At 73.7% G+C, this 26,435-nt stretch carries 23 protein-coding genes, 1 pseudogene and 1 riboswitch; of the genes and pseudogenes, 14 read left to right on the plus strand and 10 right to left on the minus strand.

Annotated features, from left to right (window positions below; genetic code table 11):
- Positions 1–67: 67 nt before the first annotated feature.
- Positions 68–757, minus strand: coding sequence for a class II aldolase/adducin family protein (locus DXZ73_RS12665; RefSeq protein WP_205519160.1), 690 nt, complete (start codon positions 755–757; stop codon positions 68–70).
- 113 nt (positions 758–870) lie between these two features.
- Between DXZ73_RS12665 and DXZ73_RS12670 the strand changes: the two genes are divergently transcribed.
- The 7 genes from DXZ73_RS12670 (at position 871) to DXZ73_RS12700 (ending at position 9,548) form a co-directional block, all read left to right on the plus strand.
- Positions 871–2,109: an inorganic phosphate transporter gene (locus tag DXZ73_RS12670; protein WP_116211097.1), complete on the plus strand. Its 1,239-nt coding sequence runs from the start codon at positions 871–873 to the stop codon at positions 2,107–2,109.
- Between the two features lie 12 nt (positions 2,110–2,121).
- Positions 2,122–2,337 (plus strand): hypothetical protein, encoded by a 216-nt coding sequence (locus DXZ73_RS12675; protein ID WP_116211098.1) that lies wholly within the window; start codon positions 2,122–2,124, stop codon positions 2,335–2,337.
- A gap of 181 nt (positions 2,338–2,518) precedes the next feature.
- A riboswitch (cobalamin riboswitch) is annotated at positions 2,519–2,646 on the plus strand.
- Between the two features lie 122 nt (positions 2,647–2,768).
- Positions 2,769–3,755 (plus strand): cobalamin biosynthesis protein, encoded by a 987-nt coding sequence (locus tag DXZ73_RS12680; protein ID WP_116211099.1) that lies wholly within the window; start codon positions 2,769–2,771, stop codon positions 3,753–3,755.
- Between the two features lie 8 nt (positions 3,756–3,763).
- Positions 3,764–5,293 (plus strand): cobyric acid synthase, encoded by a 1,530-nt coding sequence (locus DXZ73_RS12685; RefSeq protein WP_205519339.1) that lies wholly within the window; start codon positions 3,764–3,766, stop codon positions 5,291–5,293.
- A 56-nt stretch (positions 5,294–5,349) separates the two neighbouring features.
- On the plus strand, positions 5,350–7,449 hold the full coding sequence (locus tag DXZ73_RS12690; protein ID WP_116211100.1) for a putative cobaltochelatase: 2,100 nt from the start codon (positions 5,350–5,352) through the stop codon (positions 7,447–7,449).
- Positions 7,450–8,046 carry a cob(I)yrinic acid a,c-diamide adenosyltransferase gene (gene cobO / locus DXZ73_RS12695; protein WP_116211101.1) on the plus strand — a complete coding sequence of 199 codons (597 nt, stop codon included), beginning with the start codon at positions 7,450–7,452 and terminating at the stop codon, positions 8,044–8,046.
- Entirely contained in the window at positions 8,040–9,548 is a 1,509-nt protein-coding gene (locus DXZ73_RS12700) for a cobyrinate a,c-diamide synthase (protein WP_116211102.1), read from the plus strand. The genes cobO and DXZ73_RS12700 overlap by 7 nt, the downstream gene beginning before the upstream one ends.
- Before the next feature lie 2 nt (positions 9,549–9,550).
- Here the strand turns inward: DXZ73_RS12700 and DXZ73_RS12705 are convergent, their stop codons facing one another.
- Positions 9,551–10,276 carry a ZIP family metal transporter gene (locus DXZ73_RS12705; protein ID WP_116211103.1) on the minus strand — a complete coding sequence of 242 codons (726 nt, stop codon included), beginning with the start codon at positions 10,274–10,276 and terminating at the stop codon, positions 9,551–9,553.
- An 18-nt stretch (positions 10,277–10,294) separates the two neighbouring features.
- On the opposite strand from DXZ73_RS12705, the pseudogene DXZ73_RS12710 reads away from it, so the two are divergent.
- Together DXZ73_RS12710 and cobC are read left to right on the plus strand one after the other, a co-directional pair.
- Positions 10,295–10,675, plus strand: a pseudogene (locus tag DXZ73_RS12710) (cobalamin biosynthesis protein); the annotation flags it as partial.
- A 97-nt stretch (positions 10,676–10,772) separates the two neighbouring features.
- Positions 10,773–11,825, plus strand: coding sequence for an Rv2231c family pyridoxal phosphate-dependent protein CobC (gene cobC / locus DXZ73_RS12715; protein WP_116211104.1), 1,053 nt, complete (start codon positions 10,773–10,775; stop codon positions 11,823–11,825).
- A gap of 39 nt (positions 11,826–11,864) precedes the next feature.
- Here cobC and DXZ73_RS12720 read toward each other — a convergent pair whose 3' ends face one another.
- Positions 11,865–12,788, minus strand: a complete 924-nt coding sequence (locus DXZ73_RS12720) for an SCO1860 family LAETG-anchored protein (RefSeq protein WP_116215585.1) — start codon at positions 12,786–12,788, stop codon at positions 11,865–11,867.
- Positions 12,789–13,060: 272 nt separating this feature from the next.
- On the opposite strand from DXZ73_RS12720, the gene DXZ73_RS12725 reads away from it, so the two are divergent.
- Both DXZ73_RS12725 and DXZ73_RS12730 read left to right on the plus strand, forming a co-directional pair.
- Positions 13,061–14,035, plus strand: a complete 975-nt coding sequence (locus tag DXZ73_RS12725) for a bile acid:sodium symporter family protein (protein WP_116211105.1) — start codon at positions 13,061–13,063, stop codon at positions 14,033–14,035.
- Between the two features lie 292 nt (positions 14,036–14,327).
- Positions 14,328–15,368 (plus strand): aminotransferase class V-fold PLP-dependent enzyme, encoded by a 1,041-nt coding sequence (locus tag DXZ73_RS12730; RefSeq protein WP_116211106.1) that lies wholly within the window; start codon positions 14,328–14,330, stop codon positions 15,366–15,368.
- Positions 15,369–15,426: 58 nt separating this feature from the next.
- On the opposite strand, the gene thpD is transcribed toward DXZ73_RS12730, so the two are convergent.
- From thpD to ectA, 4 genes are read right to left on the minus strand one after another with little or no spacing between them, the layout of a single operon-like run.
- Complete coding sequence (gene thpD, locus DXZ73_RS12735; protein ID WP_116211107.1) at positions 15,427–16,317, minus strand: ectoine hydroxylase; 891 nt, start codon at positions 16,315–16,317, stop codon at positions 15,427–15,429.
- Between the two features lie 3 nt (positions 16,318–16,320).
- The gene (locus DXZ73_RS12740; protein WP_116211108.1) at positions 16,321–16,719 is read right to left on the minus strand and encodes an ectoine synthase; all 399 of its coding nucleotides are present in this window, start codon (positions 16,717–16,719) and stop codon (positions 16,321–16,323) included.
- Between the two features lie 40 nt (positions 16,720–16,759).
- Positions 16,760–18,064: a diaminobutyrate--2-oxoglutarate transaminase gene (gene ectB, locus DXZ73_RS12745; RefSeq protein ID WP_116211109.1), complete on the minus strand. Its 1,305-nt coding sequence runs from the start codon at positions 18,062–18,064 to the stop codon at positions 16,760–16,762.
- A 44-nt stretch (positions 18,065–18,108) separates the two neighbouring features.
- On the minus strand, positions 18,109–18,657 hold the full coding sequence (ectA, locus tag DXZ73_RS12750) for a diaminobutyrate acetyltransferase (protein WP_116211110.1): 549 nt from the start codon (positions 18,655–18,657) through the stop codon (positions 18,109–18,111).
- A gap of 399 nt (positions 18,658–19,056) precedes the next feature.
- On the opposite strand from ectA, the gene DXZ73_RS12755 reads away from it, so the two are divergent.
- Complete coding sequence (locus tag DXZ73_RS12755) at positions 19,057–20,157, plus strand: amidohydrolase family protein (RefSeq protein WP_205519161.1); 1,101 nt, start codon at positions 19,057–19,059, stop codon at positions 20,155–20,157.
- A 265-nt stretch (positions 20,158–20,422) separates the two neighbouring features.
- On the opposite strand, the gene DXZ73_RS12760 is transcribed toward DXZ73_RS12755, so the two are convergent.
- Complete coding sequence (locus DXZ73_RS12760) at positions 20,423–21,577, minus strand: serine hydrolase domain-containing protein (RefSeq protein ID WP_116211112.1); 1,155 nt, start codon at positions 21,575–21,577, stop codon at positions 20,423–20,425.
- 135 nt (positions 21,578–21,712) lie between these two features.
- Here DXZ73_RS12760 and DXZ73_RS12765 point away from each other — a divergent pair, with 135 nt between their 5' ends.
- Both DXZ73_RS12765 and DXZ73_RS12770 read left to right on the plus strand, forming a co-directional pair.
- Positions 21,713–22,519: an NAD-dependent epimerase/dehydratase family protein gene (locus DXZ73_RS12765; RefSeq protein ID WP_116211113.1), complete on the plus strand. Its 807-nt coding sequence runs from the start codon at positions 21,713–21,715 to the stop codon at positions 22,517–22,519.
- Positions 22,520–22,618: 99 nt separating this feature from the next.
- On the plus strand, positions 22,619–23,827 hold the full coding sequence (locus tag DXZ73_RS12770) for a TerD family protein (protein WP_116211114.1): 1,209 nt from the start codon (positions 22,619–22,621) through the stop codon (positions 23,825–23,827).
- Here the strand turns inward: DXZ73_RS12770 and DXZ73_RS12775 are convergent.
- Together DXZ73_RS12775 and DXZ73_RS12780 are read right to left on the minus strand one after the other, a co-directional pair.
- Positions 23,780–24,844, minus strand: coding sequence for an MsnO8 family LLM class oxidoreductase (locus DXZ73_RS12775; protein ID WP_116211115.1), 1,065 nt, complete (start codon positions 24,842–24,844; stop codon positions 23,780–23,782). The two genes, DXZ73_RS12770 and DXZ73_RS12775, sit on opposite strands and share 48 nt — an antisense overlap.
- Positions 24,845–24,929: 85 nt before the next feature.
- The gene (locus DXZ73_RS12780; protein WP_116215586.1) at positions 24,930–26,423 is read right to left on the minus strand and encodes a hypothetical protein; all 1,494 of its coding nucleotides are present in this window, start codon (positions 26,421–26,423) and stop codon (positions 24,930–24,932) included.
- Positions 26,424–26,435: the final 12 nt, after the last annotated feature.

The following is a 26,435-nucleotide window of genomic DNA, read 5'->3' on the forward strand; positions in this document are numbered from 1 at the left end:
GGATGCAGCCGGGAAGGGGCGGGGCTGGGGAAACAAGCCCGCCGGGCCGCACCCGAGCACGGGGCCGTTACACGCGCGGCTGGCCGTACCCGCTGAGTTTTCGCGTCGCCTCGGCGAGCTGGTCGAGGCTCAGCAGGGCCGGAGCCCTGCCGGGCACCGACGCAGACGTCAGCCACACCCTGCACATCCACTCCAGCTGAGCGGTCCGGTCGTACGCCTGGTCCAGGCTCGCCCCGTACACGACCGTGCCGTGGTTCCGCAGGAGGCACCCCGTGCGCCCCTCCAGGGCCCGCAGCATGTTCCGGGCGAGTTCGTCCGTGCCGTACAGCGCGTAGTCGGCAACCCGTACCGGCCCGCCGAGCGCCCCCGCCATGTAGTGGACCAGCGGCAGCTCGTCGACCAGGCCCGCGACGGCCGTCGCGTGGACGGCGTGGGTGTGGACGACGGCCGCCGCGTCGGTGGAGCGGTAGACGGCCAGGTGCATGGGGAGCTCGCTGGTGGGGGTCAGCTCGCCGAGGACCTGCCGGCCGTCGAGGTCGACGCCGACCGCGTCCTTCGGGCCGAGCCGGTCGTACGGGACTCCGCTCGGAGTGACAAGAACGACATCGCCGACCCTCGCGGAGACGTTGCCGGAGGTGCCCACCACCAGCCCGTCCGCGGTGGTGCGACGGGCGGTGGACACGACCTCGGCCCAGGCCCGCCCGACATCCCCGCCCGTGCCGCCCTTGTCGTCGTGTGCTGTGTTCGATATCCGCATAGCCATCTGCCTCCGGTTGGCGTCACCACTCGGTCCGACCCAGTTCACCTTCCGTTCACCCAGGGTCTTTACGGTCACCGCTGTACTGACCATCGAGCTGATTGCCTGGGTGAATGGAACACATCACGCTTCTCATCGGGATCGTGATCGTCACGGCCTTGGTGTTCGACTTTACGAACGGCTTCCACGACACGGCCAACGCCATGGCCACCACCATCTCCACCGGGGCGCTCAAGCCCAAGGTGGCAGTGGCGATGTCGGCGGTTCTCAACCTCGTCGGCGCGTTCCTGTCCGTCGAGGTCGCCAAGACCATCTCCGGGGGCATCATCGACGAGAGTGCCGGGATCAGACCCGAAGTGATCTTCGCGGGGCTGATCGGCGCGATCGTCTGGAACCTGCTGACGTGGCTGGCCGGACTGCCCTCCAGCTCCTCGCACGCCCTCTTCGGCGGCCTGATCGGCGCGACCATCGTGTCCGTCGGTTTCAACGCGGTGAACGCGGACAAGGTCGTCATGAAGGTCCTCATCCCGGCGGTCGCCGCGCCCCTCGTGGCCGGCCTCGCCGCCATGGTCGCGACCCGGCTCACCTACCGGCTCGCCAAGGGCCGCGACGAGAAGGAGACCGCCAAGGGCTACCGCGCCGGGCAGATCGCCTCGGCCGCCCTGGTCTCCCTCGCCCACGGCACCAACGACGCCCAGAAGACGATGGGTGTCATCACCCTCGCGCTGGTCACCGGCGGTGTCGTCGCCCCGCACTCCGACCCGCCGCTGTGGGTCATCGTCTCCGCGGGCCTGGCCATCGCGCTCGGTACGTACCTGGGCGGCTGGCGCATCATCCGCACGCTCGGCAAGGGCCTCACCGACATCCAGCCGCCGCAGGGCTTCGCCGCCCAGACCGGCGCCGCGACCGTGATCCTCGCCTCCTCGCACATCGGCTTCGCCCTCTCCACCACCCAGGTCTGCTCCGGCTCGATCATGGGTTCCGGCCTCGGCCGCAAGGGCGGCGTCGTCCGCTGGTCGACCGCGGGCCGGATGGCCATCGCCTGGTGCCTGACGCTGCCGGCCGCGGGCCTCGTCGCCGGTGGCGCCGCGTTCCTCGCCGACCAGGGCGACTGGGGCGTCACCACGGTCGCCGTCCTCGGCCTGCTGGTGTCCGGCGCGATCTACGCCGCCTCCCGCCGCAAGCCCGTCACCCACGACAGCCTCGACGAGGTCCCGGACGCCGAGCCGGCGGGCGTGGTCACCGCCGCGCTCCAGGCCGTCGCCCCGCCGCCGGCCGGCCCCGTGGCCGCCGCCCCGGTGGTCGCCGTCACCCCCGAAGCCGGGCGCACCCCCGCCGCCGCGGCGAGCTAAGGAATCCACACCATGCAGATCGACTGGGCAGCTCTTGGGCAGGTCTTCGGCGTCAGCCTCGTGGTGACCGTCGGATTGGTCGGCGTCTTCACGCTGGGGATCGTCGGCACGTCCTCCGCTTCCGCGGCGGGGACACAGCCGGGTTCGCTCGCCCGCACGGGCGCGTACGCCTGCTTCGCGCTGTGCGCGGCCGCGGTGGGGTACGGCATCTACTTGATCGTCGCCTAGGCGACGGCACCCACCGGGGCTTCGCCCCGGACCCCTTTGTCCTCAAACGCCGGACGGGCTGGTTTCTCCAGCCCGTCCGGCGTTTTGGGTGCGGTCCCAAGGAACGAAGGCCAGCTCAGGACGGAAGTTGACGCCCGTTCACACCCCATGGTGGACTTCCGGGGCCAAACGGCGACAGCAGAGGAAGCCGGTGTGAGTCCGGCGCGGTCCCGCCACTGTCACCGGGGAGCGTCTCCCCCACCGGAGAGCCACGGCCCGCGTACGCGGGCGGGAAGGCCGGGGCGACGTCGATCCGGGAGCCAGGAGACTCTGGTCGCCGGTCACGTCGAACCAGGGCGCGGACCCTGAGTGAGGACACATCGCCATGCCCGGCTGCCGCCGACCACCCCGAACCCTCGTCCTCAGGTACCGCACGACGGCGGTCTGAGCCGATGCGCGCCGATCACCTCGGTTTCGCGTGCGGTGCCGCCCTCGGCTTCCTCGGCGACCTCGCTCTCGGTGACCCCCGCCGCGGCCATCCCGTGGCCGCCTTCGGCCGTGCCGCGCAGGCGGTGGAGCAGCGGCTGTGGCGCGACCACCGCGGCTACGGCGCCCTGCACACGCTGCTGTGCGCGGGCGGCACCGCGGCCGCCGCCGGAGCGCTGGCCCGTACCGTACGCCGCTCCCGCACCGCCGGCGTCGCCCTGACCGCCGCCACCACCTGGGCCGTGCTGGGCGGCACCTCGCTGGGCCGCGAGGCGCGGGCCATCGGGGGCGCGCTCGCCGCCGGTGACCTGGAGGTCGCCCGGGAGCGGCTGCCGCATCTGTGCGGGCGCGACCCGCAGGCGCTGGACGGCGCGCAGATGGCGCGCGCGGTCGTGGAGTCCGTCGCGGAGAACACCTCCGACGCCGTCGTGGGCGCCCTCGTCTGGGGTGCGCTGGGCGGAGTGCCGGGGCTGGCCGGGTTCCGTGCCGTCAACACCCTGGACGCGATGGTCGGCCACAAGTCGCCGCGCTACCGGCGCTTCGGCTGGGCCTCGGCCCGGCTCGACGACGTCGTCGGCTGGCCCGGCGCGCGGCTGACCGCCGCCCTCACCGTCCTCGCCGGTCCCGACCCGCGGGGCGCCTGGCGGGTGGCCCGGCGCGACGCGTCCCGGCACCCGAGCCCCAACGCGGGCCCGGTGGAGGCCGCGTTCGCCGGGGCGCTCGGCGTGCGCCTCGGCGGCACGCTCGCGTACAAGGGCCGCGTCGAACACCGCCCCGTCCTGGGCGCGGAGAACCGCCCCGTGGAGACCGCCGACATCGAGCGCGCCGTGCGGCTCTCCCGGCGGGTGTCGCTGCTGGCGCTGGGCGTCGCGATCGGGGTGCGGGCCGCCGTCTCCCGGGGCCGTGCGGCGGGCAGCCTTTCCCCAGATCGCCTTACGAGGAGGAACCGGTGACAGCGGAGATGAGCGGGCCCCCGGGCCCGCTGGGCGGGGGCCTGCTCGTGGCCGGGACGACCTCGGACGCGGGCAAGAGCGTGGTGACCGCCGGGATCTGCCGGTGGCTGGTCCGCAAGGGCGTCAAGGTCGCGCCGTTCAAGGCGCAGAACATGTCGCTCAACTCCTTCGTGACCCGCGAGGGCGCGGAGATAGGCCGCGCCCAGGCCATGCAGGCGGCCGCCGCCCGGGTCGAGCCGTCGGCCCTGATGAACCCCGTGCTGCTCAAGCCCGGCAGCGACCGCAGCAGTCAGGTGGTGCTGATGGGCAAGCCGGTGGGCGAGCTGAGTGCTCGTGGCTACCACTCGGGGCGCCAGGAGCAGTTGCTGGGGACGGTCACCGACTGCCTGGCCGAGCTGCGCCGCACCCACGACGCGGTGATCTGCGAGGGCGCCGGCAGCCCCGCCGAGATCAATCTGCGGCGCACCGACATCGTCAACATGGGCATAGCCCGGGCCGCGCGGCTGCCGGTCGTCGTGGTCGGTGACATCGACCGGGGCGGGGTGTTCGCGTCGTTCTTCGGTACGACGGCGCTGCTGTCCCGCGAGGACCAGGCCCACATAGCGGGCTATCTGGTCAACAAGTTCCGGGGCGACGTGACGCTGCTGGAGCCCGGTCTGAAGATGCTGCGGGACCTGACCGGGCGGCCCACCGTCGGCGTGCTGCCGTTCGCCCACGGCCTCGGCATCGACGAGGAGGACGGCCTGCGGGTGTCGATGCGCGGGGCGGTGCGGGAGTCGGTGGTGGCCCCGCCGCACGGCGCGGACGTGCTGCGCGTCGCGGTGTGCGCGGTGCCGCTGATGTCGAACTTCACCGACGTCGACGCGCTCGCCGCCGAACCGGGCGTCGTCGTGCGCTTCGTGGACCGCCCGGAGGAGCTGATCGACGCCGACCTGGTCGTCGTGCCTGGCACCCGCGGCACCGTACGGGCGCTCGCCTGGCTGCGCGAGCGCGGGCTGGCGGACGCGATCGCGCGGCGCGCGGCGGAGGGCCGGCCGGTGCTCGGCGTCTGCGGCGGCTTCCAGGTGCTGGGCGAGCGCATCGAGGACGAGGTCGAGTCGAAGGCGGGCACGGTCGAGGGTCTCGGCCTGCTGCCCGTACGGGTGCGGTTCGCCCGGGAGAAGACGCTGGCCCGGCCGGTCGGCGAGGCCCTGGGCGAGCGGGTGGAGGGCTACGAGATCCACCACGGCGTCGCCGAAGTGCTGGGCGGCGACGAGTCGTTCCTGGACGGCTGCCGGTCGGGCGCGGTGTGGGGCACGCACTGGCACGGCTCGCTGGAGAGCGACGGCTTCCGGCGGGCGTTCCTGCGGCGCGTCGCGGAGGCGGCGGGGCGCGCGTTCGTCCCGGCGCCGGACACGTCGTTCGCGGCGCTGCGCGAGGAGCAGCTGGATCGCCTGGGCGACCTCATCGAGGAGCACGCGGACACGGACGCGCTGCTGCGGCTGATCGAGGACGGGGTACCGGCCGGCGTGCCCTTCATCCCGCCGGGCGCCCCGTGAACGCGCCTGCCCGCGCGGACCAGTCAGAGCAATTCCCTCGAAGGGGGTACCCGTTGATGGCCTCGGCCACCTACCCGTTCACCGCGGTCGTCGGGATGGACGACATGCGCCTGGGCCTGCTGCTCAACGCGATTTCCCCGTCGATCGGCGGAGTGCTCGTGCGGGGCGAGAAAGGAACCGCGAAGACGACGACGGTCCGCGCGCTCTCCGCGCTGCTGCCCGAGGTCCACACCGTCACCGGCTGCCGGTTCTCCTGCGACCCCGCGGCCCCGGACCCCGCCTGCCCGGACGGCCCGCACGAGGACGGCGCCGCGCACGCCCCGCGCCCCGCGCGCATGGTCGAGCTGCCGGTCGGTGCCTCCGAGGACCGGCTCGTCGGCGCGCTCGACATCGAGCGCGCGCTGGGCGAGGGCGTCAAGGCCTTCGAACCGGGCCTGCTGGCCGCCGCGCACCGCGGTGTGCTCTACGTCGACGAGGTCAACCTGCTGGGCGACCATCTCGTCGACTCCCTCCTGGACGCGGCCGCGACGGGCTCCTCGTCCGTCGAGCGCGAAGGCGTCTCCGTCCGGCACGCCTCCCGTTTCCTCCTCGTCGGCACCATGAACCCCGAAGAGGGCGAGCTGCGGCCTCAGTTGCTCGACCGGTTCGGGCTGACCGTCGAGGTCGCGGCCTCGCGGGAGACCGAGGAGCGGGTCGAGGTCGTGCGGCGCCGGCTCGCGTACGACGAGGATCCGGCCGCCTTCGCCGCCAAGTGGGCCGCCGAGGAGGAGACGCTGCGCGAGCGGATCACCGCCGCGCGGGCGCTGCTGCCGGACGTCCGGCTGGGCGACGGCGCGCTGCGCCGGATCGCCGCGGTGTGCGCCGGTTTCGAGGTGGACGGCATGCGCGCGGACATCGTGACCGCGCGGACGGCCACCGCGCTGGCCGCCTGGGCGGGGCGTACGGACGTGACCGCCGAGGACGTGCGGCAGGCGGCCCTGCTGTCGCTGCCGCACCGGCGGCGGCGGGCCCCCTTCGACGCGCCCGGCCTGGACGAGGACAAACTCGACGAGATCCTGCGGCAGTTCGAGGACGACGAGCCGGAGCCCGAGCCCGACCCGGAGCCGGAGGGTCCGCAGGACGGCCCCGGGGACGGCGGACCGGGTGACGACGGCCCCGGTGGCGGCGAGCCGCCGCAGGGCGCGGACGGGCCCGGCACCCCGGACGTCCCCGCGCAGCGCGAGTCACAGGAGAACGCCCCGGCCCAGCAGGAGGGTTCGGCGCCCGAGGCACAAGGCGGGCAGGGCGGTCAGGAGCGCCCGTCCGAGGGCGGGGACGCCCCGGCGGCCGCCGCCGCCGACCCGTTCCGTACGCGGAAGCTCGACGTCCCGGGCCTCGGCGAGGGCGCGGACGGGCGGCGCTCGCGGGCCCGTACCGCGCACGGCCGCACGACGGGGGCGCGGCGCCCCCGGGGCGCGCTGTCGAAGCTGCACCTGGCGGCGACCGTGCGGGCGGCGGCGCCGCACCAGCGGGCGCGCGGGCGCAGCGGGCCGGGTCTGGTCGTGCGCCGTGACGATCTGCGGGAGGCGGTGCGCGAGGGGCGCGAGGGCAATCTCGTGCTGTTCGTCGTGGACGCGTCCGGTTCGATGGCGGCGCGCAAGCGGATGGGGGCGGTCAAGGGCGCGGTGCTGTCGCTGCTGCTCGACGCGTACCAGCGCCGCGACAAGATCGGGATGATCACCTTCCGGGGTGCGGGCGCGGAGGTGGCGCTGCCGCCGACGTCGTCGGTGGACGTGGGCGCGGCGCGGCTGGAGCGGCTGCCGACCGGTGGCCGTACGCCGCTGGCGGCGGGTCTGCTCCAGGCGCACGAGGTGCTGCGGGTGGAGCGGTTGCGCGACCCGTCGCGGCGGCCGCTGCTGGTCGTGGTGACCGACGGGCGGGCGACCGGCGGCCCTGAGCCGCTCGCGCGGGCGGCGCGTGCCGCGCGGCTGCTGGCGGGCGAGGGCACGGCGTCGGTGGTCGTGGACTGCGAGGCGGGTCCGGTGCGGCTCGGGCTGGCGGGCGAGCTGGGCCGCGAGCTGCGCGGCCCGGTGGTCACGCTCGACGAACTGCGTGCGGACAGCGTCTCCGCGCTCGTACGTACCGTAAGGAACACAAGCTCCAGGAGGGCCGCATAAATGCCGCAGGGACAGCCGACCGTCGTTCCGGACGACGGTCTCACCACACGTCAGCGCCGTAACCGGCCGCTGGTCTTCGTCCACACGGGCATCGGCAAGGGCAAGTCGACGGCCGCCTTCGGGCTGGCGCTGCGCGCGTGGAACCAGGGGTGGCCGGTCGGTGTTTTCCAGTTCGTGAAGTCCGCGAAGTGGAAGGTCGGCGAGGAGCGGGCGCTGAAGGTGCTCGGCGACTCGGGCGAGGGCGGCACGGTCGCCTGGCACAAGATGGGCGAGGGCTGGTCCTGGGTGCAGCGCGACATCTCCTCCAGCGAGGAGGCGGCGCGCGAGGGCTGGGAGCAGGTGAAGCGGGACCTGGCGGCGGAGTCGTACAAGCTGTACGTGCTGGACGAGTTCGCGTATCCGATGCACTGGGGCTGGATCGACACGGACGAGGTGGTCTCGGTGCTGCGGGACCGCCCCGGCACCCAGCACGTGGTGATCACCGGTCGCAACGCCCCGCAGAAGCTGATCGACTTCGCCGATCTGGTGACGGACATGTCCAAGGTCAAGCACCCGATGGACGCCGGCCAGAAGGGCCAGCGGGGCATCGAGTGGTGAACGTCCCCCGTCTCGTCATCGCCGCTCCGGCCTCCGGCAGCGGCAAGACGACCATCGCGACCGGTCTGATGCGGGCCTTCACGGACGCCGGGCTCGCGGTCTCGCCGCACAAGGTCGGTCCCGACTACATCGACCCGGGCTACCACGCGCTGGCGACCGGCCGCCCGGGCCGCAATCTGGACGCCTATATGTGCGGGCCCGAGCGGATCGCCCCGCTGTTCCTGCACGGTGCGGCGGGCTGCGATCTCGCCCTGGTCGAGGGCGTGATGGGCCTCTACGACGGGGCGAGCGGGCAGGGCGAGCTGGCGTCGACGGCGCATGTGGCGAAGCTGCTGAAGGCACCGGTCGTGCTGGTCGTGGACGCGTCGTCGCAGTCGCGGTCGGTGGCGGCGCTGGTGCACGGCTTCGCGTCGTGGGACCCGGAGGTGCGGGTCGCGGGCGTGATCCTGAACAAGGTCGGCTCGGACCGCCACGAGCACCTGCTGCGCGAGGCGCTGGAGGAGTCGGGGGTGCCGGTGCTCGGCGCCGTGCGGCGCGTGCGGACGGTCGACACGCCCAGTCGGCACCTGGGTCTGGTGCCGGTCGCGGAACGCCGCCCCGAAGCGGTGGCGGCTGTCGCCGCCCAGGCCGACCAGGTGCGCGCCGGATGCGACTTGCGGGGGCTGCTGGCCCTGGCCCACAGCGCGCCGCCGCTGGCGGACTCCGCGTGGTCGCCGGAGTCTTTCCCCAGCCCCGCCCCTTCCCGAAACCGGGGCTCCGCCCCGGACCCCGCCCGGGTACGGGCCGGTGGCCCGGCCACGCCCCCGGAGTGGGGGTCCGGGGGCTTGCCCCCCACGCGGCGGAGCCGCGAATCGGTACAGCCGGGAAGGGGCGGGGCTGGGGAACAAACCCCCGCCGCCCGGCCCGTCGTCGCCCTCGCCGGCGGTCCCGCGTTCACCTTCTCGTACGCCGAGCACACGGAACTGCTCACCGCCGCAGGCGCGGAGGTCGTCACGTTCGACCCCCTTCGGGACGAAGAACTGCCGCCCGACACAGCCGCCCTCGTCATCGGCGGCGGCTTCCCCGAAATGCACGCCGCCGAGCTCTCCGCCAACGACCCCCTGCGCAAAGCCGTCGCCGCCCTGGCGGAAACCGGCGCGCCCATCGCCGCCGAGTGCGCGGGCCTGCTCTATCTCTCCCGTTCCCTGGACGGCAAGCCGATGTGCGGCGTGCTGCCCGCGGACGCGCGGATGTCGGAGCGGCTCACCCTCGGCTACCGGGAAGCCGTCGCCATCGCGGACAACCCGCTGGCCGCGGCCGGCACCCGTGTGCGCGGTCACGAATTCCACCGCACGGTCGTCGAGCCGGGCACCGGCGCCACTCCGGCGTGGGGGATGACGCACCCGGAGCGCCGCACCGAGGGCTTCGTGCAAGGGGGCGTCCACGCCTCGTACCTGCACACGCACTGGGCGGGCTCCCCCGGCACCGCGCACCGCTTCGTGGCGGGCCTGTCCCGGCGGTGACGTCAGCTCGTGAGGCCCACCATGAGCCAGACGAACGCCACTCCGGCCACCGTGCAGGCCAGGGTGGAGCGGGCGGGGTGCCGGTGGTGGGCCTCGGGGAGGATGTCGGAGGTCGCCAGATAGAGCAGCACCCCGCCGAAGAATCCGAGGTAGATGCCGAGGAAGTGCTCCGGAAGGGTGAACAGCAGGGTCGAGGCGGCCCCGGCGACGGGCGCGAGCGCGTCGGCACCGAGCATCAGGAGGGCGCGGTGGCGCTCGTTCCCGTACAGGTCGGTGATCGTGTACGTGTTGAAGCCGTCGGCGAAGTCGTGGGCGATGACGGCGAGCGCGACGGCGGCGGCCATGCCGCTGTCGACCTGGAAGGCGGCGCCGATCGCGACGCCGTCCATGGCACTGTGCCCGACCAGCGCGGCCGCGGCGGTGAGCCCCACCTGGGGGACGCGTTCCCGGCCGGTGATGCCGTGGTCGGCCCGGCGGACGGCGAGGAGCCGTTCGACGAGGTGGGCGGTGAGGAAGCCGAGAACGAAGCAGAGCAGGGCGGCCGGGACCCCGAAGACCTTGCGCCGGGCGGCCTCCAGCGCCTCCGGGAGCAGGTCGAGGCCGACGACGCCCAGCATGAGCCCGCCGGCGAGCCCCAGGATGAGGTGGCGGCGGTCGGTGACCCGCTGGGCGGTCCAGCCGCCGAGCAGCGTCATCAGGAACGCGCCCAGGGCGACGACGACCGGCACGGGTCCACCCTTCTCACGGCTGCACTGCTTCCTGCTTACTGGTACGCGGGCGTCGGCGCCCGCCGGGGCGTGGGGGCGGACGAGGTACTGACGCTGATCGGGGAGGCGCTCGCCGAAGCGGGCGGCGGGGCGCTCGCGGCGCTCGCCACCGCCGGGGCCAAGGCCCGCGAGCCCGGTCTGGTCGAGGCCGCCGCCCGGCTCGGCGTGCCGCTCCTGTCGTACGGCGCGGAGGCCCTCGCCGCCGTCACGGTCCCGAACCCCTCCCCCGCCGCGCTCGCCGCCGTGGGCGCGCCCGGTGTCGCCGAGGCCGCGGCGCTGCTGGCCGCCGGCCCGTACGGGGTGCTGGTGGTCGACAAGCGGAAGTCGGCGCGGGCGACCTGCGCCGTCGCGCGCGGACCCGGGTGAGGGCGGCGGGCGGGCCGTCAGTACGGTTTCCGGGTCGGGCCCTCGCACCGGCCCCGTCAGCGTCAAGGAGAAGAGAAGGTGGCCCGCGGCCATGCATACACCCAGTGAACCCGACCTGCGGCACCACGGCGACGCCGAAGTGCGCGGCGGTGGGGCGGAGTTGACCGACCTCGCGGTCAACGTGCGCTCGGGTACGCCTCCGGAGTGGCTGCGGGAGCACATCGCCGGGTCGCTCGACGGGCTCGCCGCCTATCCGGACGGGCGGGCCGCGCGGCGGGCGGTGGCCGCGCGGCACGGGCTGCCGGAGGAGCGGGTGCTGCTGACGGCGGGCGCGGCGGAGGCGTTCGTGCTGCTGGCGCGGGCCCTCCCGGTGCGGCGGCCGGTGGTCGTGCACCCGCAGTTCACCGAGCCGGAGGCGGCGCTGCGGGCCGCCGGGCACACGGTGGAGCGCGTGCTCCTCGACGCGGAGGACGGCTTCCGGCTGGACCCGCGCGCCGTGCCCGGTGACGCGGACCTGGTGGTCGTCGGCAACCCCACCAACCCGACGTCGGTCCTGCACCCCGCGCAGGCGCTGGCCCAGCTCGCCCGGCCGGGGCGGACGCTCGTCGTGGACGAGGCGTTCATGGACGCGGTGCCGGGCGAGCGCGAGTCCCTGGCGTCCCGTACGGACCTGCCGGGCCTGGTGGTGCTGCGCAGCCTCACGAAGACCTGGGGTCTCGCGGGGCTGCGCATCGGCTACGTCCTCGCCTCGCCCGGTGCGATCGCGAAGCTGGAACGGGCCCAGCCGCTGTGGCCCGTCTCCTCCCCCGCCCTCGCGGCGGCGGAGGTGTGCAGCGCTCCCCCGGCCCTCGCCGAGGCCGCCCACGCGGCACACCATTTGGCGTCGGACCGTGCCCATCTGGTCGCGGCCCTCGCGGAGTTCGAGGGGGTGCGCGTGCACGGCCCGGCGGCGGGCCCCTTCGTCCTGATACACCTGCCGGAAGCGGTGACGGTCCGCTCCCGCCTGCGCGGCCTGGGCTTCGCGGTCCGCCGGGGCGACACGTTCCCCGGCCTGGGCCCGGACTACCTCCGCCTGGCGGTCCGCGACCGCGCGACGACGGACCGCTTCGTGGACGCGCTGCGATCGGTACTCACGGAGGGCTGAAATTCCAGCCCAGTTACGGGAAGGGGCGGGGTGGGGAAACTAGCGCCGGGCAGCCGCACGACGACGGGCCACAACCACCGCTCCCCCACCCGCCACGACAAGCGCCGCGGCCGCCCCCGCCACATACGGCGTGGCCGAGCTGCCTCCCGTCTCGGCCAGATTCTCCGCGTGCTTCGCGGCAACCGGCTCCGCGGACGCACGGGCCGCCGTCTGCGGCTTGACATCACCACCGCCCCCACCCGACGTGCCGGAAGCCTCCCCGGCCGCAGGGGCCTCGCATGTCGCCTCCGCCAGGGTCACCTCGCCCGAGACCTCCGCGACGTTCAGCTTCAGCGGATTGACGGCGACGCGCAACGCGAGCGCGCTGGCGGCGGCCGTCCGCGAGGTGGTCGCCGTCCGGGACAGATCCAGCCGCACCTCGCCGACGCCGGGCACCTCGACCTTCGTCGTGCCGCCCGTGGTGAGCGTGACCTTCCTGCCGAGCACCGAGACGCTGCCCAGGAGGTTCGAGGTGGCGGTGGGCTTCCGGCCGGCCTCGCACACGGCCGTCGACGTGACCTGCTGGACCTCGATGAGCGAGAGGAACGGCAGTCCGGGGACGTGCACCCGGGCGTGGACGAGGTTGGCGTAGCCCTCCGCCTTGTTCCGGTCGGTGGTGGCGCGGGCGGTGGCGGCGTCGGCGCGCAGGACGTCGACGGGCTTGCCCTGTTCGACGCCGTCGAGCGTGACGGTCAGGGCGGTCCTGTCGGCGTCGGCCGGTGCGCGCACCTCGTTCAGGGAGGCGTTGAGCGGGACGTGGACGGTCTTGTTGAGCAGGGCGACGTCGAGTCCGGTGCGGAGGACGGCCGCGCCGGACTTCCCTCGGTCGCCGGAGCCGCCTCCAGTGGCATACGCGGGCCCGGCGACGGCGGTCGCGGTCGCGGCGGCCGCCGCCGCGAGCGCGGCGAGACGGCGTACGGGCATGCCGAAGGAAGGGCTGGTGGTGCTGTACACGTGTGTGGAACCCCCACAAGAGGCTTGGTGCCGTCGGCGCGGTCGATGGGGGACAGCGCCGCGCCGACGGCGGGACCCCGCCATATTTGACCCCTGGAGAGTGAACGGGCAGTCTCCTGAGGCCAGTTCACCCCAACGAGTAAGTTTCGCAGCCGCATTCGATTCGTCCGGCGCGTGAGTCGACCCTCGTCACCCGCGTTACCCCTGTTCGGCGGAGGCGGTGATCGCTAAGGTGCCGCCGTATGTCAACCGAGCGGATATCCCCGAAGCCCGTCGCAGCTCAGGGCGGCCCCACCGCCGACCGGACGGCCCGGCTGGCCGTCACCGTCTTCCCGCTGCTGGTGCTCGCGGCGGGCGGCGTGGGGCTCTCGGCCCCCGCGCACTTCACCGGCTGGGCCCCGGCGGTGCCCTATCTGCTGGGCGTGGTGATGTTCACCATGGGCCTCACCCTGACGCCCCCGGACTTCCGTACCGTCGTCAAGCGGCCCTGGGCGGTGGGGCTGGGTCTGGCCGCCCACTATGTGATCATGCCGGGGCTGGGCTGGCTGATCGCCACCGTGCTCGACCTGCCGCCGCAACTGGCCGCCGGGGTCATCCTGGTGGGCTGCGCGCCCAGCGGTACGGCCTCCAATGTGGTCACCTACCTGGCGCGGGGCGACGTCGCGCTGTCCGTCTCGGTCGCGACGGTGTCCACGCTGGTCGCCCCGCTGGTGACACCCCCGCTGACGCTGCTGCTCGCCGACCGCTTCCTGGACGTGGACGCGGGGGCGATGGTCGGTGACATCCTCAGGACGGTGCTCGTCCCGGTCCTCGGCGGGGCGCTCGTCCGCGCCGTCGCCGGGCGGTACGTCGACCGGGCGCTGCGCGCCCTGCCGTGGGTCTCGGCACTGACGATCTCCGTCATCGTGCTCGTCGTGGTGTCCGGCAGCGCGGCCCGCATCAAGGACGCCGCCGGCCTGGTCCTCCTGGCGGTCGTCCTGCACAACGCCCTCGGCCTGGCGCTCGGTTACGCCTCCGGCCGGCTGGCCCGGCTGGGCCCGCCCGCGAGCCGGGCCATGGCCTTCGAGGTCGGCATGCAGAACTCCGGCCTCGCGGCGTCCCTGGCCACCGCGCACTTCAGCCCGGCGGCGGCCCTGCCCGCCGCGGTCTTCTCGGTCTGGCACAACGTCTCGGGCGCGGCGGTCGCGGCGTGGATGTCCCGCTCGCGGCGCGCTTGACGGCGGCGGTCACGTGGTCGTCCCTGGAGATGCGGTTCATACGACCAGGGTCCCGGGGGCGGGCGCCCGGCGCGTCGGCCCCAGCGGCGGATCCTCTCCGCCGCAGGGCTGATCCTTTTCTCGTCCTCGAGGCAGAACGAGGCGCGCGGACCTCGCCCTTGAGGAGGACGGGCGGTACGGCTCCGCCCCGAGCCCGCGGGGCGCCCCGGCCACAGGCGGCGACGGACCCGCACCCGGCGAAGCCACCGCAAGCCGTGGACGGATCGATCACCCCCACCCATAGTGGACAACCATGAAGAGCCTCGCACCTGATCACTTCAGTCCCGAGACCGTCTACCTCAACACCGCCTCCTGGGGCCTGATCCCCACGGGCGCGGTCGCGGTCATGACCGCGTCCGTCGCCGCCGCGTCCGTGGGGCGCCCGCAGGAGGAGGTGTTCTCGGCGGCGGTGGAGGCGGCGCGCGCGGCGTACGGGCGGTTGCTCGGCGTGCCCGCCGGGCGGGTGGCCACGGGGAGTTCGGTGGCGGCCTACTGCGGGCTGATCGCCCAGTCCCTGCCGTCCGGGTCCGAAGTCCTCGTCGCCGACGGCGATTTCAGCTCGCTCGTCAACCCCTTCCATGTGCGCCACGACCTGCGGGTGCGCACCGTCCCCCTGGAGAAGGTCGCCGACGAGGTGCGGCCGGGCACGGCCCTGGTCGCGGTGAGCGCCGTCCAGTCGGCGGACGGCCGGATCGCCGCGCTCGACGAGATCGGCGCCGCCGCCCGCGCCCACGGCGCCCGTACGCTGATCGACGTCAGCCAGGCCGTCGGCTGGCTGCCCGTCGACGCGACCGCCCATGACTACACGGTCTGCGTGGGGTACAAGTGGCTGATGTGCCCCCGTGGCACCGCCTTCCTGACCGTGCCCGAGGATCTCGGCGGTCTCACACCGGTGTTCGCGGGCTGGACCTCGGGCGAGGAACCGTGGGAGAGCTGTTACGGGCGGGTCGAGCCGCTCGCCGCGTCCGCGCGCCGCTTCGATGTGAACGTGCCCGTCTTCTCCTACGTGGCCGCCCGCGAGAGCCTCGGCCTGGTGGAGGCGCTCGGCGTCGAGCGCATCGGCGCGTACGACGTGGCGCTCGCCGACCGGTTCCGCGCGGGGGTCGCCGGGCTCGGTCACGTACCGGTGGAGGCGGCGGGATCCGCGATCGTGGCGGTCCCGGGCCTCGGGGACGCGGCGGCGCGGCTCGCGGCGGCGGGCGTGCACGTGAGCGCGCGTGCGGGCAATCTCCGGGCGGCGTTCCACCTCTACAACACGGTCGCGGACGTGGACCGGTTGCTGGAAGCCCTGTAGCCCGGTCCCGCGCGGCCGGGCGGGCGGGATTCCCCGGCCCGCCCGGCCGCGCGGCTGCTCACACCACCGGCGTGAAATCCCTCGCGCCCACGAACTCCGGCCTGCGCACCGGTGCGGCGAACGGTTCCACCGCCGCGTTCTCCACGCTGTTGAAGACGATGAAGACGTTGCTGCGCGGGAAGGGCGTGATGTTGTCACCGGAACCGTGCATGCAGTTGCAGTCGAACCATGTCGCCGACCCGGCCGGCCCGGTGAACAGCTTGATGCCGTGCCGCTCCGCGAGGCCGGTCAGGGCCTCGTCGGACGGTGTGCCCGCGTCCTGCGTGCGCAGCGACCGCTTGTAGTTGTCGCGCGGGGTCGCACCGGCGCAGCCGAGGAACGTCCGGTGCGAGCCGGGCATGATCATCAGACCGCCGTTGGTGTCGTGGTTCTCGGTGAGGGCGATGGAGACCGACACGGTCCGCATGCGCGGGAGCCCGTCCTCGGCGTGCCAGGTCTCGAAGTCGGAGTGCCAGTAGAACCCCGAGGCACCGAAGCCGGGCTTGACGTTGATCCTGGACTGGTGGACGTAGACGTCCGAGCCGAGGATCTGCCGGGCCCGGCCCACCACCCGGGGGTCGCGCACGAGCGCGGCGAAGACCTCGCTGATGCGGTGGACCTCGAAGACCGACCGTACGTCCCGCGACTTCGGCTCGACGACGGAGCGCTCGTCGGCGCGTACGGCCGGGTCGGCGATCAGCCGGTCGAGTTCGGCGCGGTAGTGGGCCACCTCGTACGGGCCGAGGAGTTGATCCACCGTCAGGAAACCGTCGCGGTCGTAGCCCTCCAGCTCGGCCGCGCCGATCGGGCCCGGGGTGCCGGGGGCGGACCAGGTGACGGGGTCCTGGCGGGGGACGGACACCTCTCGGGCGCCGCGGGTGGGGTAGAGGTCTGTGGCCGTGGCGGTCATCGGTCAGCCCTCCTCGGTGAGCAGGGGGTAGACGCCGTTCTCGTCGTGGTCCTCCCGTCCGGTGACCGGCGGGTTGAAGACGCAGACGCAGCGGAAGTCGGTCTTCGGCCGCATGGTGTGCTTCTCGTGGCCGTCCAGAAGGTACATCGTGCCGGGCGTGATCCGGTGCTTCTCGCCGGTCTCGTCATTGGTGAGTTCGGCCTCGCCCTCCACGCACAGGACGGCCTCGATGTGGTTGGCGTACCACATGGAGGTCTCGGTCCCGGCGTAGAGCGTGGTCTCGTGCAGGGAGAAGCCGACGCGTTCCTCGGCGAGGACGATGCGCTTGCTCTCCCAGGTGCCGGACCTGGCCCTGACGTGCCGGTCGGTGCCCTCGATGTCCTTGAACGAGCGGACGATCACGGTGCTGCCTCTTTCTGTCGGGGGTGCGTTGCCGGTCGGGTCAGGCGGTCTCGCGGACCGCGCGGGCGAGGATCCGCAGGCCCTCGTCGAGGTCCTCGGGGGTGATGGTCAGGGCCGGGAGCAGCTTGACGACCTCGCTCTCGGGGCCGGAGGTCTCGATGAGCAGGCCGAGTTCGAAGGCCCGCGCGGCGACGGCGGAGGCCCGCGCCCGGTCGGCGCTGCGTCCTTCCGGGGAGCGACCCCCGGACCCCCGGAACTCAAGACCCCAGACGAGACCCCGGCCGCGGTACCGCGCGCCCAGCTCGGGGTGTTCGGCGCCGATCGCCCGGAGGGCCTGCGCGACCTGTTCGCCGCGCGCGAGGGTCTGCTTCTCCATCTGGCCGTCGGTCCAGTAGGCGTTCAGGGCCGCGGCGGCGGTGACGAAGGAGGGGTTGTTGCCGCGGAAGGTGCCGTTGTGCTCGCCGGGCTCCCAGAGGTCGAGCTCGGGCTTGAAGAGGGTGAGCGACATCGGCATCCCGTAGCCGCCGATGGACTTCGAGAGGGTGACGATGTCCGGGGTGATGCCCGCCTCCTCGAAGGAGAAGAAGGCGCCGGTGCGGCCGCAGCCCATCTGGATGTCGTCGACGATCAGCAGCATGTCGCGGCGCTCGCAGAGCGCGGCGAGGGCGCGCAGCCACTCGGGGCGGGCGACGTTGACGCCGCCCTCGCCCTGCACGGTCTCGACGATGACGGCGGCGGGGGTGTCGAGGCCCGAGCCCTGGTCCTCCAGGAGCCGCTCGAACCACAGGAAGTCCGGGACGCGCCCCTCGAAGTAGTTGTCGAACGGCATGGGCGTGCCGTGCACCAGCGGAATGCCGGCCCCGGCGCGCTTGAAGGCGTTTCCGGTGACGGCGAGCGAGCCGAGCGACATGCCGTGGAAGGCGTTGGTGAAGGAGACGACCGGCTCACGGCCCTTGGCCTTGCGGGCCAGTTTGAGCGCGGCTTCCACGGCGTTGGTGCCCGTGGGGCCGGGGAACATCACCTTGTACGGGAGGTCGCGCGGCCGGAGCACGACGTCCTGGAAGGTCTCCAGGAACACCCGCTTGGCGGTCGTCGCCATGTCCAGGCCGTGGGTGACGCCGTCGCGTTCCAGATGGTCGAGCAGGGCGCGTTTGAGCACGGGGTTGTTGTGCCCGTAGTTGAGCGCCCCGGCGCCGGCGAAGAAGTCGAGGTAGGTGTGGCCGTCCTCGTCGTACATCCGGCTGCCGTGGGCGCGGTCGAAGACGGCGGGCCAGCTGCGGCAGTAGCTGCGCACCTCCGACTCCAGGGTCTCGAAGACGCTCAGTGCGGGCGGGGTGATGGTCACAGCACACTCCAGGAATGGGGGTGTCGGGGCTCGGCGGGGGGGGGTCAGGCCGCGAGGGGGCCGATGCGGTGGAGCACCTCGGGCGCGTGCCCGGCGTCGGGGAACAGGCCGCCGGCGAAGAGCACCTCGCGCTCCACGGGCGCGCCGTGCCGCTCGGCGAAGGAGGCGAACAGCCGGTTGGAGGCGGTGTTGTCGGGCGTGACGGTGGTCTCGACCCCGCGCACGCCGAGGTCCCGGGCGGTCCGGGCGACCAGGCCGTCGAGCAGGGCGGCGGCCAGGCCCCGGCCGCGGTGCGCGTGGTCGACGGCGACCTGCCAGACCACGAGGGTGCAGGGCCGGCCGGGACGGAGGTAGCCGGTGACGAACCCGGCCGGCTCCCCGTCGGCACCGCGGGCCACGGCGGAGGTGGCGGCGAAGTCGCGGCACCACAGCAGGTAGCTGTAGGAGGAGTTGAGGTCCAGCACCTCCGAGTCACGGGCGATCCGCCAGATCGCGGCCCCGTCCTCGACGCGTGGGCTGTCGAGTGTGAGCCCCTCCGGCATTTCCGGGAATTCACTGCGGGCACGTACAAGGTCTGCTTGTGCGGCGGTCATGCGGAGTGAATTTACCGAGGCGAATCAAAAAATGCATGGGGGGACGACCTTTACGGTCGCGGCGGTGCCGTGTTATCGCGCGGGTATGGGCGGGCGCGCAAGTGGACGCCTAAATGCCCTCATTTATCCGGTATCGACGGGCGTTATGGGCGGGCTTGTGGAGTCGGTCACAGGGCGGGGCCGCGTGTTGGGAAGTCATTGGAATTCCCCGGTTTAGGGTCGGGAAGGGAGGGCAGGCGAAGGCAGGGAATTTGCATTCACGCATATCTGGAGGGAATCGGAACCGGAAAAGCCGGTGCCATGCGAAACGAGCCCGTCCGGAATCCGCGGACCGGGGTCCGGGGCGGCGCCCCGGCAACGGCGCCGCACCCGAACACGCCCCCGAATAAAGTGGCGCCCATGAGCGACAGCGAAGTGCTGCACATCAAGGGGCGAGTGCTCACCGGTCCGGACCCCGACCACGGGACCCGCGACGAACTGTGGGCCGTGGACGGCCGGATCACCTTCGACCGCCCGACGGGGGTGCGCGACGTCACCACCGTCGAGGGCTGGGTCCTCCCCGGTCTCGTGGACGCCCACTGCCACGTGGGGCTCGACGCCCACGGCCCGGTCGACGAATCGACCAGCGAGAAGCAGGCGTTGACGGACCGCGACGCGGGGGCGCTGCTGCTGCGGGACGCGGGTTCCCCGTCGGACACCCGGTGGGTCGATGACCGCGAGGACCTGCCGCGGATCATCCGCGCGGGCCGCCACATCGCCCGTACCCGCCGCTACATCCGCAACTACGCGCACGAGATCGAGCCCGAGGACCTGGTCGCCTATGTGGCGCGCGAGGCGCGGCGCGGGGACGGCTGGGTCAAGCTCGTCGGCGACTGGATCGACCGGGAGACGGGCGACCTGTCGCTGTGCTGGCCGCGCGGCGCGGTGGAGGCCGCGATCGCGGAGGCGCACCGGCTGGGGGCGCGGGTCACGGCGCACTGCTTCGCCGAGGAGTCCCTCGCGCCGCTGGTCGAGGCGGGCATCGACTGCGTCGAGCACGCCACCGGGCTGACCGAGGAGACGATCCCGCTGTTCGCCGAGCGGGGCGTGGCGATCGTGCCGACGCTGGTCAACATCGCGACGTTCCCGGGGCTGGCGCAGGGCGGCGAGGCGAAGTTCCCGCGCTGGGCGGACCACATGCGCCGGCTGCACGCGCGGCGCTACGAGACGGTGGGCGCGGCGTACGACGCGGGCATCCCCGTCTACGTCGGCACGGACGCGGGCGGTTCGCTCGCGCACGGCCTGGTGGCCCAGGAGGTCGCCGAGCTGGTCAAGGCGGGCATCCCGGCGACGGCGGCGCTCGCGGCGGCGTCCTGGGGCGCGCGGGAGTGGCTCGGCCGCCCTGGCCTGGAGGAGGGCGCCCCGGCGGACCTGGTGGTCTACGAGAGCGATCCCCGGGAGGACGTCAGGGTGCTGGGCGCCCCTCGACGGGTGGTGCTCCGGGGGAAGGTGGTGCGATAGTCCGCGTCCGGCGGATCATTGCCGAGTGCGGGCCGTCGTACCGCCCTCCGCGGCGGGCCCCTGCTGAGGGTCCCCCGGAGGTGCCCCCACGGGCTTGATCCGGTGCGGATCGACGATCACCTGCCGGCACGTCCAGCCCGTCCGGCGACTGAGGACATCACCCTCAGCGGTGGTGCAGGCGACACGGCCCGCGAAGGCCCGCGCACCGGACCCACCGGACACGGCGCTCCCGGGCGCGTGGCGCGCGCCCGGGAGCGGCAGCGGCTCAGCGCGCGGACGCGCAGTCGTACACCGCCTGGGCGAGGCGGGCGACCTCCGGGGCCGGGCCGCCGGGGAAGGCGAAGCGGCGGCGGTTGTAGCCGAAGGCGAGAGCGCGGCCCGGGTCGGCGAAGGCGTGCGAGCCGGCCGCGCCGCCGTGTCCGAAGGACCGTCCGCCCAGGAACGGGTAGGCGTCCGAGACCGGGGAGAAGCCCAGGCCGAAGGTCATGTGCTGACGCAGGACCACGTCGTATCCCACGGAGTGGATCTGGGCGAAGTCGGCGGCGGTCCCGGGCGTCAGCAGCGGCTCCTTGCCGTCGACGTGGCTGATGGCCGCCGCGTACAGGCGGGCGAGGCCGCGGGCGGAGGCCATGCCGCCGACGGAGGCGGGGCCGGCGGCGCGGACGGCACGGGAGTTGGGCAGCTCCTCCAGCACGGTCGGCACGGGGTGGTTGATGTTGAACGCTATGCCCTGGAGGCTCTCCGGTCCGCTGTGCCCCTGCGCCAGGGCCTGCTTCTGCTCGGGCGTCGGGTCCATGGGCTGGGTGTGCAGCACCCGGTGCTCCTGGTCCTCGGGCAGGCCCATGTAGAAGTCGATGCCGTACGGGGCGCGGATCCGGGTCTCGTAGAACTCCTGCATGGTCAGCCCGGTCACGCGCCGGACGACCTCGCCGGTGAGGGCGCCGATGACCAGGGCGTGGTAGCCGAAGGCGCTGCCCGGGCGCCAGAGCGGGCGCTGCGCGGCCAGCCGCTCGGCGATCACGCGGTCGTCCGCGAGCTCGTCAGGGGCGAGGCCGCCCTCGACACCGGGCAGGCCGGCGCGGTGGGCGAGCAGGTCGCGCAGCGTGATGTGTTCCTTGCCCTCGGCGGCGAACTCGGGCCAGTAGTGGCTCACTTCCCGGTCCAGGTCGAGGGTGCCGTCCTGGACGAGCAGCGCCACGGCGAGGTGGGCCGCGCCCTTGGTGGAGGAGAAGACGCCGGTGAGCGAGTCGGCCTCGATCCCGGGCCCGCCCCACAGGTCGACCACCTGGCGGCCGTCCACGTAGGCGGCGAGCTGGGCGGAGTGCCCCGCGCGCTCCTCCGCGAGCGTGGCCTCGAACTCCTCGCGCACCGCTTCGTAGCCCTTGGCTACGGTCCCCCGGGCGATGGCCTTCTCCGACATGTCGCGCGCTCCCTCGAAGCTCGATGATCTTCCGTCGGGGAGTGGAGCGACGAGAGGCGCCCGGATATTCCGTCACCCGGCCCGGGGCGCGCGGCCACGGTTTCGGGGAGGGGCGGGGCCGGGGAAGGAGAACCCATGGCCACCCGCAGCAGCATCCTGCTCACCGGCGCCGCAGGCAACATCGGGACCTTCCTGCGCGACCGGCTGCCCGAATACGGCTACCGGCTGCGGCTGTTCGACAGCCGGCCCGTCGAGGGCGAGCCGGACGCCGTCACCGCGGAGCTCCACGACCGCGGGGCACTGCGCGCGGCCATGGCGGGCGCCGACGCGGTCGTCCACCTCGCGGGGATCTCGCTCGAGGCGCCGTTCGAGGAGCTCCTGCACACCAACATCGAGGGCACGTACCGCCTTTACGAGGCCGCGCGGGAGGAGGGCGTGCGGCGGGTCGTCCTCGCGTCGAGCAACCACGCCGTCGGCTTCACCCCGGTCCCGGACCAGGGCGCGCCGCTGATCCCCGCCACGGTCCCGCACCGCCCGGACACCTTCTACGGGCTCTCCAAGTGCTTCGGGGAGGACCTCGCCGCCCTCTACTGGGACCGGCACGGGATCGAGTCGGTCGGCCTGCGCATCGGTTCCTGCTTCCGCGCGCCGCGGTCCGTGCGGATGCTGTCCACCTGGCTGAGCCCCGGCGACTGCGCCCGGCTGGTGCACGCGGCGCTGACCGCCGAGGGGGTGGGGCACACCGTCGTGTACGGCAGCTCCGCCAACACCCGCCTGTGGTGGGACCTGTCGGGTGCCCGCGCGCTCGGTTACGAGCCCCGGGACGACTCGGAACCGTACGCCGCCGCGCTCCTCGCGGCGGAGGGCGAGGGTCCGCAGCCCGGTGACGCCTGGCTCGGCGGGGCCTTCTGCACGGACAGCCCGCCCACCCGCAGGCCCTGACCGACGGCGGCGCGACGACACCCGGCGGCTGTACGGGAATCCGACGTTCGGTAATGGAACCGTAAAGCGCGGCCACTCGTTACCCGGGACATGACCGCTATGACACCCGGCTCGAACATCCCTCTCTCCGTCGCCCGCGTGACGGTGGACGTCACCGCACCGGTGCGGCTCGACGTTTCGGGCCTGCTGCTCACCGCCGACGGCAAGGTGCGCTCCGACGACGACTTCGTCTTCTACAACCAGCCCGGCGGGCCCGGCGTGACCCACCGCGCCGCGTCCGGCGGGACGCCCGACTCGATCACCGTGGACACCGGCGCGGTGCCGGCCGAGATCGACAAGATCGTGGTGACGGCCAGCCCGGACGCCGCGGGCGCGACCTTCGCGGGCACCGAGCCGACCGCGACCGTGCGCAGCGCGGACGACGGTTCCGTGCTCGCCACGTTCACCCCGCCGCGGCTGGGCTCGGAGACGGCGCTGGTGATCGTCGAGGTCTACCGGCGCGCCGGTGCGTGGAAGGTGCGCGCGGTCGGCCAGGGCTATGCGAACGGCCTGGCGGGCATCGCCACGGACTTCGGCGTGAGCGTGGAGGAGCCCGCGGCCCCGGCGCAGCCGGTCGCCCCGCCGCCGGCTCCGCCGGTGGCCCCGCCCGTGCCCGCGCAGGCACCGCCCGCCGGTCGGTGGGGCGCCCCCGCCGCGCCCGCCGCGCCGCCCGTGTTCCCGGCCGCGCCCGGCAAGGTCAACCTCGACAAGGGCCGGGTCAGTCTCCAGAAGAACCAGACGGTCTCCCTCGTCAAGGGCGGCCGGCCGCTGACCCAGTCCGTGCGGATGGGTCTGGGCTGGGAGCCGGCGTACGGCAGCCGGGCCATCGACCTCGACGCCTCGGTGATCGCCTACGGCCCCGACCGCAACATGATCGACGCCTGCTACTTCGGCAAGCTCCAGATCCTCAACGGCGCGATCCAGCACTCCGGTGACAACCTCACCGGCGAGGGCTCGGGCGACGACGAGTCGATCACCGTCCACATGGACGGCCTGCCGCCCGAGGTGACCGGCCTGGTCTTCACGGTCAGCTCCTTCAACGGCCAGAAGTTCACCCAGGTCGCCAAGGCGTACTGCCGCCTGCTCGACGCCCGTACGGGTGAGGAGCTGGTGCGCTTCGACCTGACGGGGGCCGAGCCGAAGACGGGCGTCCTCATGTGCAAGTTCGTCCGGCAGTTCTCGGGCGAGTGGGAGATGACGGCCCTCGGCGAGTACGTGAAGTCAAAGACGGTGCGCGACCTGGTCAAGCCCGCCGCCCTGGCTCTGTGAGACGGCCGCCGGCAGCCCGGCGAGGCGGGCCAGCCGGCGGTAGGAGCCGAGGAGCGCCGGCCGGTCGTGGGAAGCGGTGGTGACCAGCACCTCGTCGGCGCCGCTGCGCTCGATCAGCGAGTCGAGCGCGGCGGCCACCTCGTCCTCCGTGCCGTGGATGTGGCCGCGCAGCCCGGCCTCGTAGAAGCCGCGCTCCCGGTCCGTCATGGCCAGGGCCTCGATCTCCTCGGCCGGGGTCAGCGGCGGGAAGACGCCGTGGGTGCGGGAGTAGGCCAGTGCCCAGGCCTCCGGGATCAGCAGCCGGCGGGCCGACCCGGTGCTCCCCGCGACGGCGACGTTGCCCGCGACGACGACATAAGGGCGGTCGCGCAGGGCGGACGGGCGAAAGGCCGCCCGGTAGCGGTCGATGGCGGCGAGCATCTTTCCCTCGCCGCCGAGTCCGCCGATGACCAGGGCCGCACCGGCTTCGGCCGCGAGTCGCGCGCCCGCTTCGTTGGCGAGGACGAACATCGGCACCCGCAGGCCCTCCGCCGGGCGGGCGTGCACCTCGGGGTGGGCGCGGGGGCCGCCGGTGAAGTACGCCGTGAGTTCGGCGAGCTGTGCGCCGAAGTCCTCCATGGCGTCCTTGTCCGTGCCGAGCGCCCGGCGGATGCCGTCGGTGAAGCCCACGGAGCGGCCCAGGCCCATGTCGATCCGGCCGGGGAAGAGGGATTCCAGCACGCCGAACTGTTCGGCGACCACCAGGGTGCGGTGGTTGGGCAGCATCACCCCGCCGGTGCCGACGCGGATGCCGGAGGTCGCGGCGGCGACGGCCGCGGCCAGCACGGTGGGCGCGGAGCCCGCCACTCCGGGCACGCTGTGGTGCTCCGACACCCAGAAGCGGTGATAGCCGAGCGCCTCGGCCTCCCCCGCGAAGCGCACGCTCTCGCGCAGTGCCTCCCCCGGCTCACGCCCCTGCCGGGTCCGGGAGCGGTCGAGAACGGAGAACTTCGTCGCGCGTATCCGTGCGGTGGTCACCCTCGCTTCAACACCGCGGCGGGCGGATGATTCCCGGCCCGGGCGGGTGGGCCGTGGCCCACCCGCCCGGGGAGGAAGAACCCGGTCAGCGCCGGGAGCGGGCCTTGAAGGCCGCCTTGCGCGCTTCCTTGGCCGTCTTCTTGTCCGGGTGCAGACGGCCCATCGCCTCCAGGACGTCCGCCGTCGAGGGGTGGTCCACCCGCCAGGCCGAGTCGAAGAAGCCGCTGTGCCGGCCCACCAGGTCGGTGACCAGGTCGCGCAGCTCGTCCGAGTCGCCGTCGGCCGCCAGCTGCGCGGCGATGGTGTCCACGGTCAGCCAGAAGACCATCGTCTCGTCGGGCTCGGGGATGTCCGCGACGCCGTGCTCGGCGAGCCAGACCCGGGCCAGGCCGCCGAGTTCGCGGTCGTCGAGGACCTCGCGCAGCGCGGGCTCGGCCTCGGGGCCGACGAGGGAGAGCGTCTGCTGGCAGGACAGCCGGCGGCGCGGGGCCTCCTCGTCCGCTCCGCGCGCGGCGGCGACCAGCTCACGGGCGGCGTCGAGCGGCGCGCGGCGGGCGAGCCACAGCTCCGTCTCGGCGCGGGCGGCCGCGCCGGGGTGGCCGGGGAGCGCGGCGAGGAGGACGTCGGCGCTCTCCTCGGCCAGGTCGCCGACGGCCGGGGCGTCGATCCCGGCGTCGAGCATCCGGGTGCGCACCGCGTGGACGCCGAGCGGGGTGAGGGTGACCAGGCCGTAGCGGCTGACGTCCTCGTCCTCGGGGTCGTCGGAGTCCAGCCCGTCGACGGACTCGCGGATGCGGCCCTCGCCGTCGACCTCCTCGATGAGGGACTCGTCCACGGGCCGGTACTCCACGATCCCGGTGGGCGCGAGCATCCGGAACTGGTCGTCCAGGCGCATCATCGCGTCGGAGACCTCTTCGAGGATGTCGTCGGTCGGCTCGTCCATGTCATCGGGGACGATCATGGAGGCGGCGAGCGCGGGCAGCGGTACGGGCCGCTCGGCGGCGCTCTCGTCCAGCGCGGTCAGCAGATAGAGGTTGCCGAGGACGCCGTCGAGGAAGTCGGCCTCCCCCTCGGGGTTCCAGTCGAGGGAGCCGAGGTCGATGTCCCCGCCCTCGGAGATCTGATCGACGATGTCGCCGAGGTCGGGGGCCGCGGCGTCGGCCATGACGGTCTCCATCCCGCCGAGCCAGAGTTCGAGGATCTCGGCGGGGCTGCCGGAGGTGAGGATCTCCATCTCCTCGCCCACGGTGGCGACCTCGACCGGCTCGTCGGGGTCGGCGCCCTCGGGCTGGTCGGCGAGGGGGCCGGACTCCACAAGACCGGTGTCCAGCGCGTGCTGCCACGCCTCGGCGGCGTACGCGGTGCCGTCCTCCTCGTCCGCGAGGCCCAGGATCCCGGCCGCGGTGTGCAGCTGCTCGACGAGCAGCTCGCCGCCGACGCCGACGAAGATGCCCTTCTCGCCTGCCCAGCGGGCGAGCTTCGCGGCGCGGGTCAACAACGGCGTGGACAGCGCGTCCCGCGCGAGCTCCGCGTCGGAGTGGAGCCGCACCGGCGGCATGGTCGGGCGGTCTCCGGACATCAGGGGGGTCAT

It is taken from the genome of Streptoverticillium olivoreticuli subsp. olivoreticuli, assembly GCF_003391135.1.
Classification (GTDB): Bacteria; Actinomycetota; Actinomycetes; order Streptomycetales; family Streptomycetaceae; genus Streptomyces; species Streptomyces blastmyceticus.

Bases quoted from the DNA above. Each gene is read 5' to 3' on its own strand.
- DXZ73_RS12665 (WP_205519160.1), bottom strand. From the start codon at position 757: ATGCGGATATCGAACACAGCACACGACGACAAGGGCGGCACGGGCGGG.
- DXZ73_RS12670 (WP_116211097.1), top strand. From the start codon at position 871: ATGGAACACATCACGCTTCTCATCGGGATCGTGATCGTCACGGCCTTG.
- DXZ73_RS12675 (WP_116211098.1), top strand. From the start codon at position 2,122: ATGCAGATCGACTGGGCAGCTCTTGGGCAGGTCTTCGGCGTCAGCCTC.
- DXZ73_RS12680 (WP_116211099.1), top strand. From the start codon at position 2,769: ATGCGCGCCGATCACCTCGGTTTCGCGTGCGGTGCCGCCCTCGGCTTC.
- DXZ73_RS12685 (WP_205519339.1), top strand. From the start codon at position 3,764: ATGAGCGGGCCCCCGGGCCCGCTGGGCGGGGGCCTGCTCGTGGCCGGG.
- DXZ73_RS12690 (WP_116211100.1), top strand. From the start codon at position 5,350: ATGGCCTCGGCCACCTACCCGTTCACCGCGGTCGTCGGGATGGACGAC.
- cobO (WP_116211101.1), top strand. From the start codon at position 7,450: ATGCCGCAGGGACAGCCGACCGTCGTTCCGGACGACGGTCTCACCACA.
- cobC (WP_116211104.1), top strand. From the start codon at position 10,773: ATGCATACACCCAGTGAACCCGACCTGCGGCACCACGGCGACGCCGAA.
- DXZ73_RS12720 (WP_116215585.1), bottom strand. From the start codon at position 12,788: ATGCCCGTACGCCGTCTCGCCGCGCTCGCGGCGGCGGCCGCCGCGACC.
- DXZ73_RS12725 (WP_116211105.1), top strand. From the start codon at position 13,061: ATGTCAACCGAGCGGATATCCCCGAAGCCCGTCGCAGCTCAGGGCGGC.
- DXZ73_RS12730 (WP_116211106.1), top strand. From the start codon at position 14,328: ATGAAGAGCCTCGCACCTGATCACTTCAGTCCCGAGACCGTCTACCTC.
- thpD (WP_116211107.1), bottom strand. From the start codon at position 16,317: ATGACCGCCACGGCCACAGACCTCTACCCCACCCGCGGCGCCCGAGAG.
- ectA (WP_116211110.1), bottom strand. From the start codon at position 18,657: ATGACCGCCGCACAAGCAGACCTTGTACGTGCCCGCAGTGAATTCCCG.
- DXZ73_RS12755 (WP_205519161.1), top strand. From the start codon at position 19,057: ATGAGCGACAGCGAAGTGCTGCACATCAAGGGGCGAGTGCTCACCGGT.
- DXZ73_RS12760 (WP_116211112.1), bottom strand. From the start codon at position 21,577: ATGTCGGAGAAGGCCATCGCCCGGGGGACCGTAGCCAAGGGCTACGAA.
- DXZ73_RS12765 (WP_116211113.1), top strand. From the start codon at position 21,713: ATGGCCACCCGCAGCAGCATCCTGCTCACCGGCGCCGCAGGCAACATC.
- DXZ73_RS12770 (WP_116211114.1), top strand. From the start codon at position 22,619: ATGACACCCGGCTCGAACATCCCTCTCTCCGTCGCCCGCGTGACGGTG.
- DXZ73_RS12780 (WP_116215586.1), bottom strand. From the start codon at position 26,423: ATGTCCGGAGACCGCCCGACCATGCCGCCGGTGCGGCTCCACTCCGAC.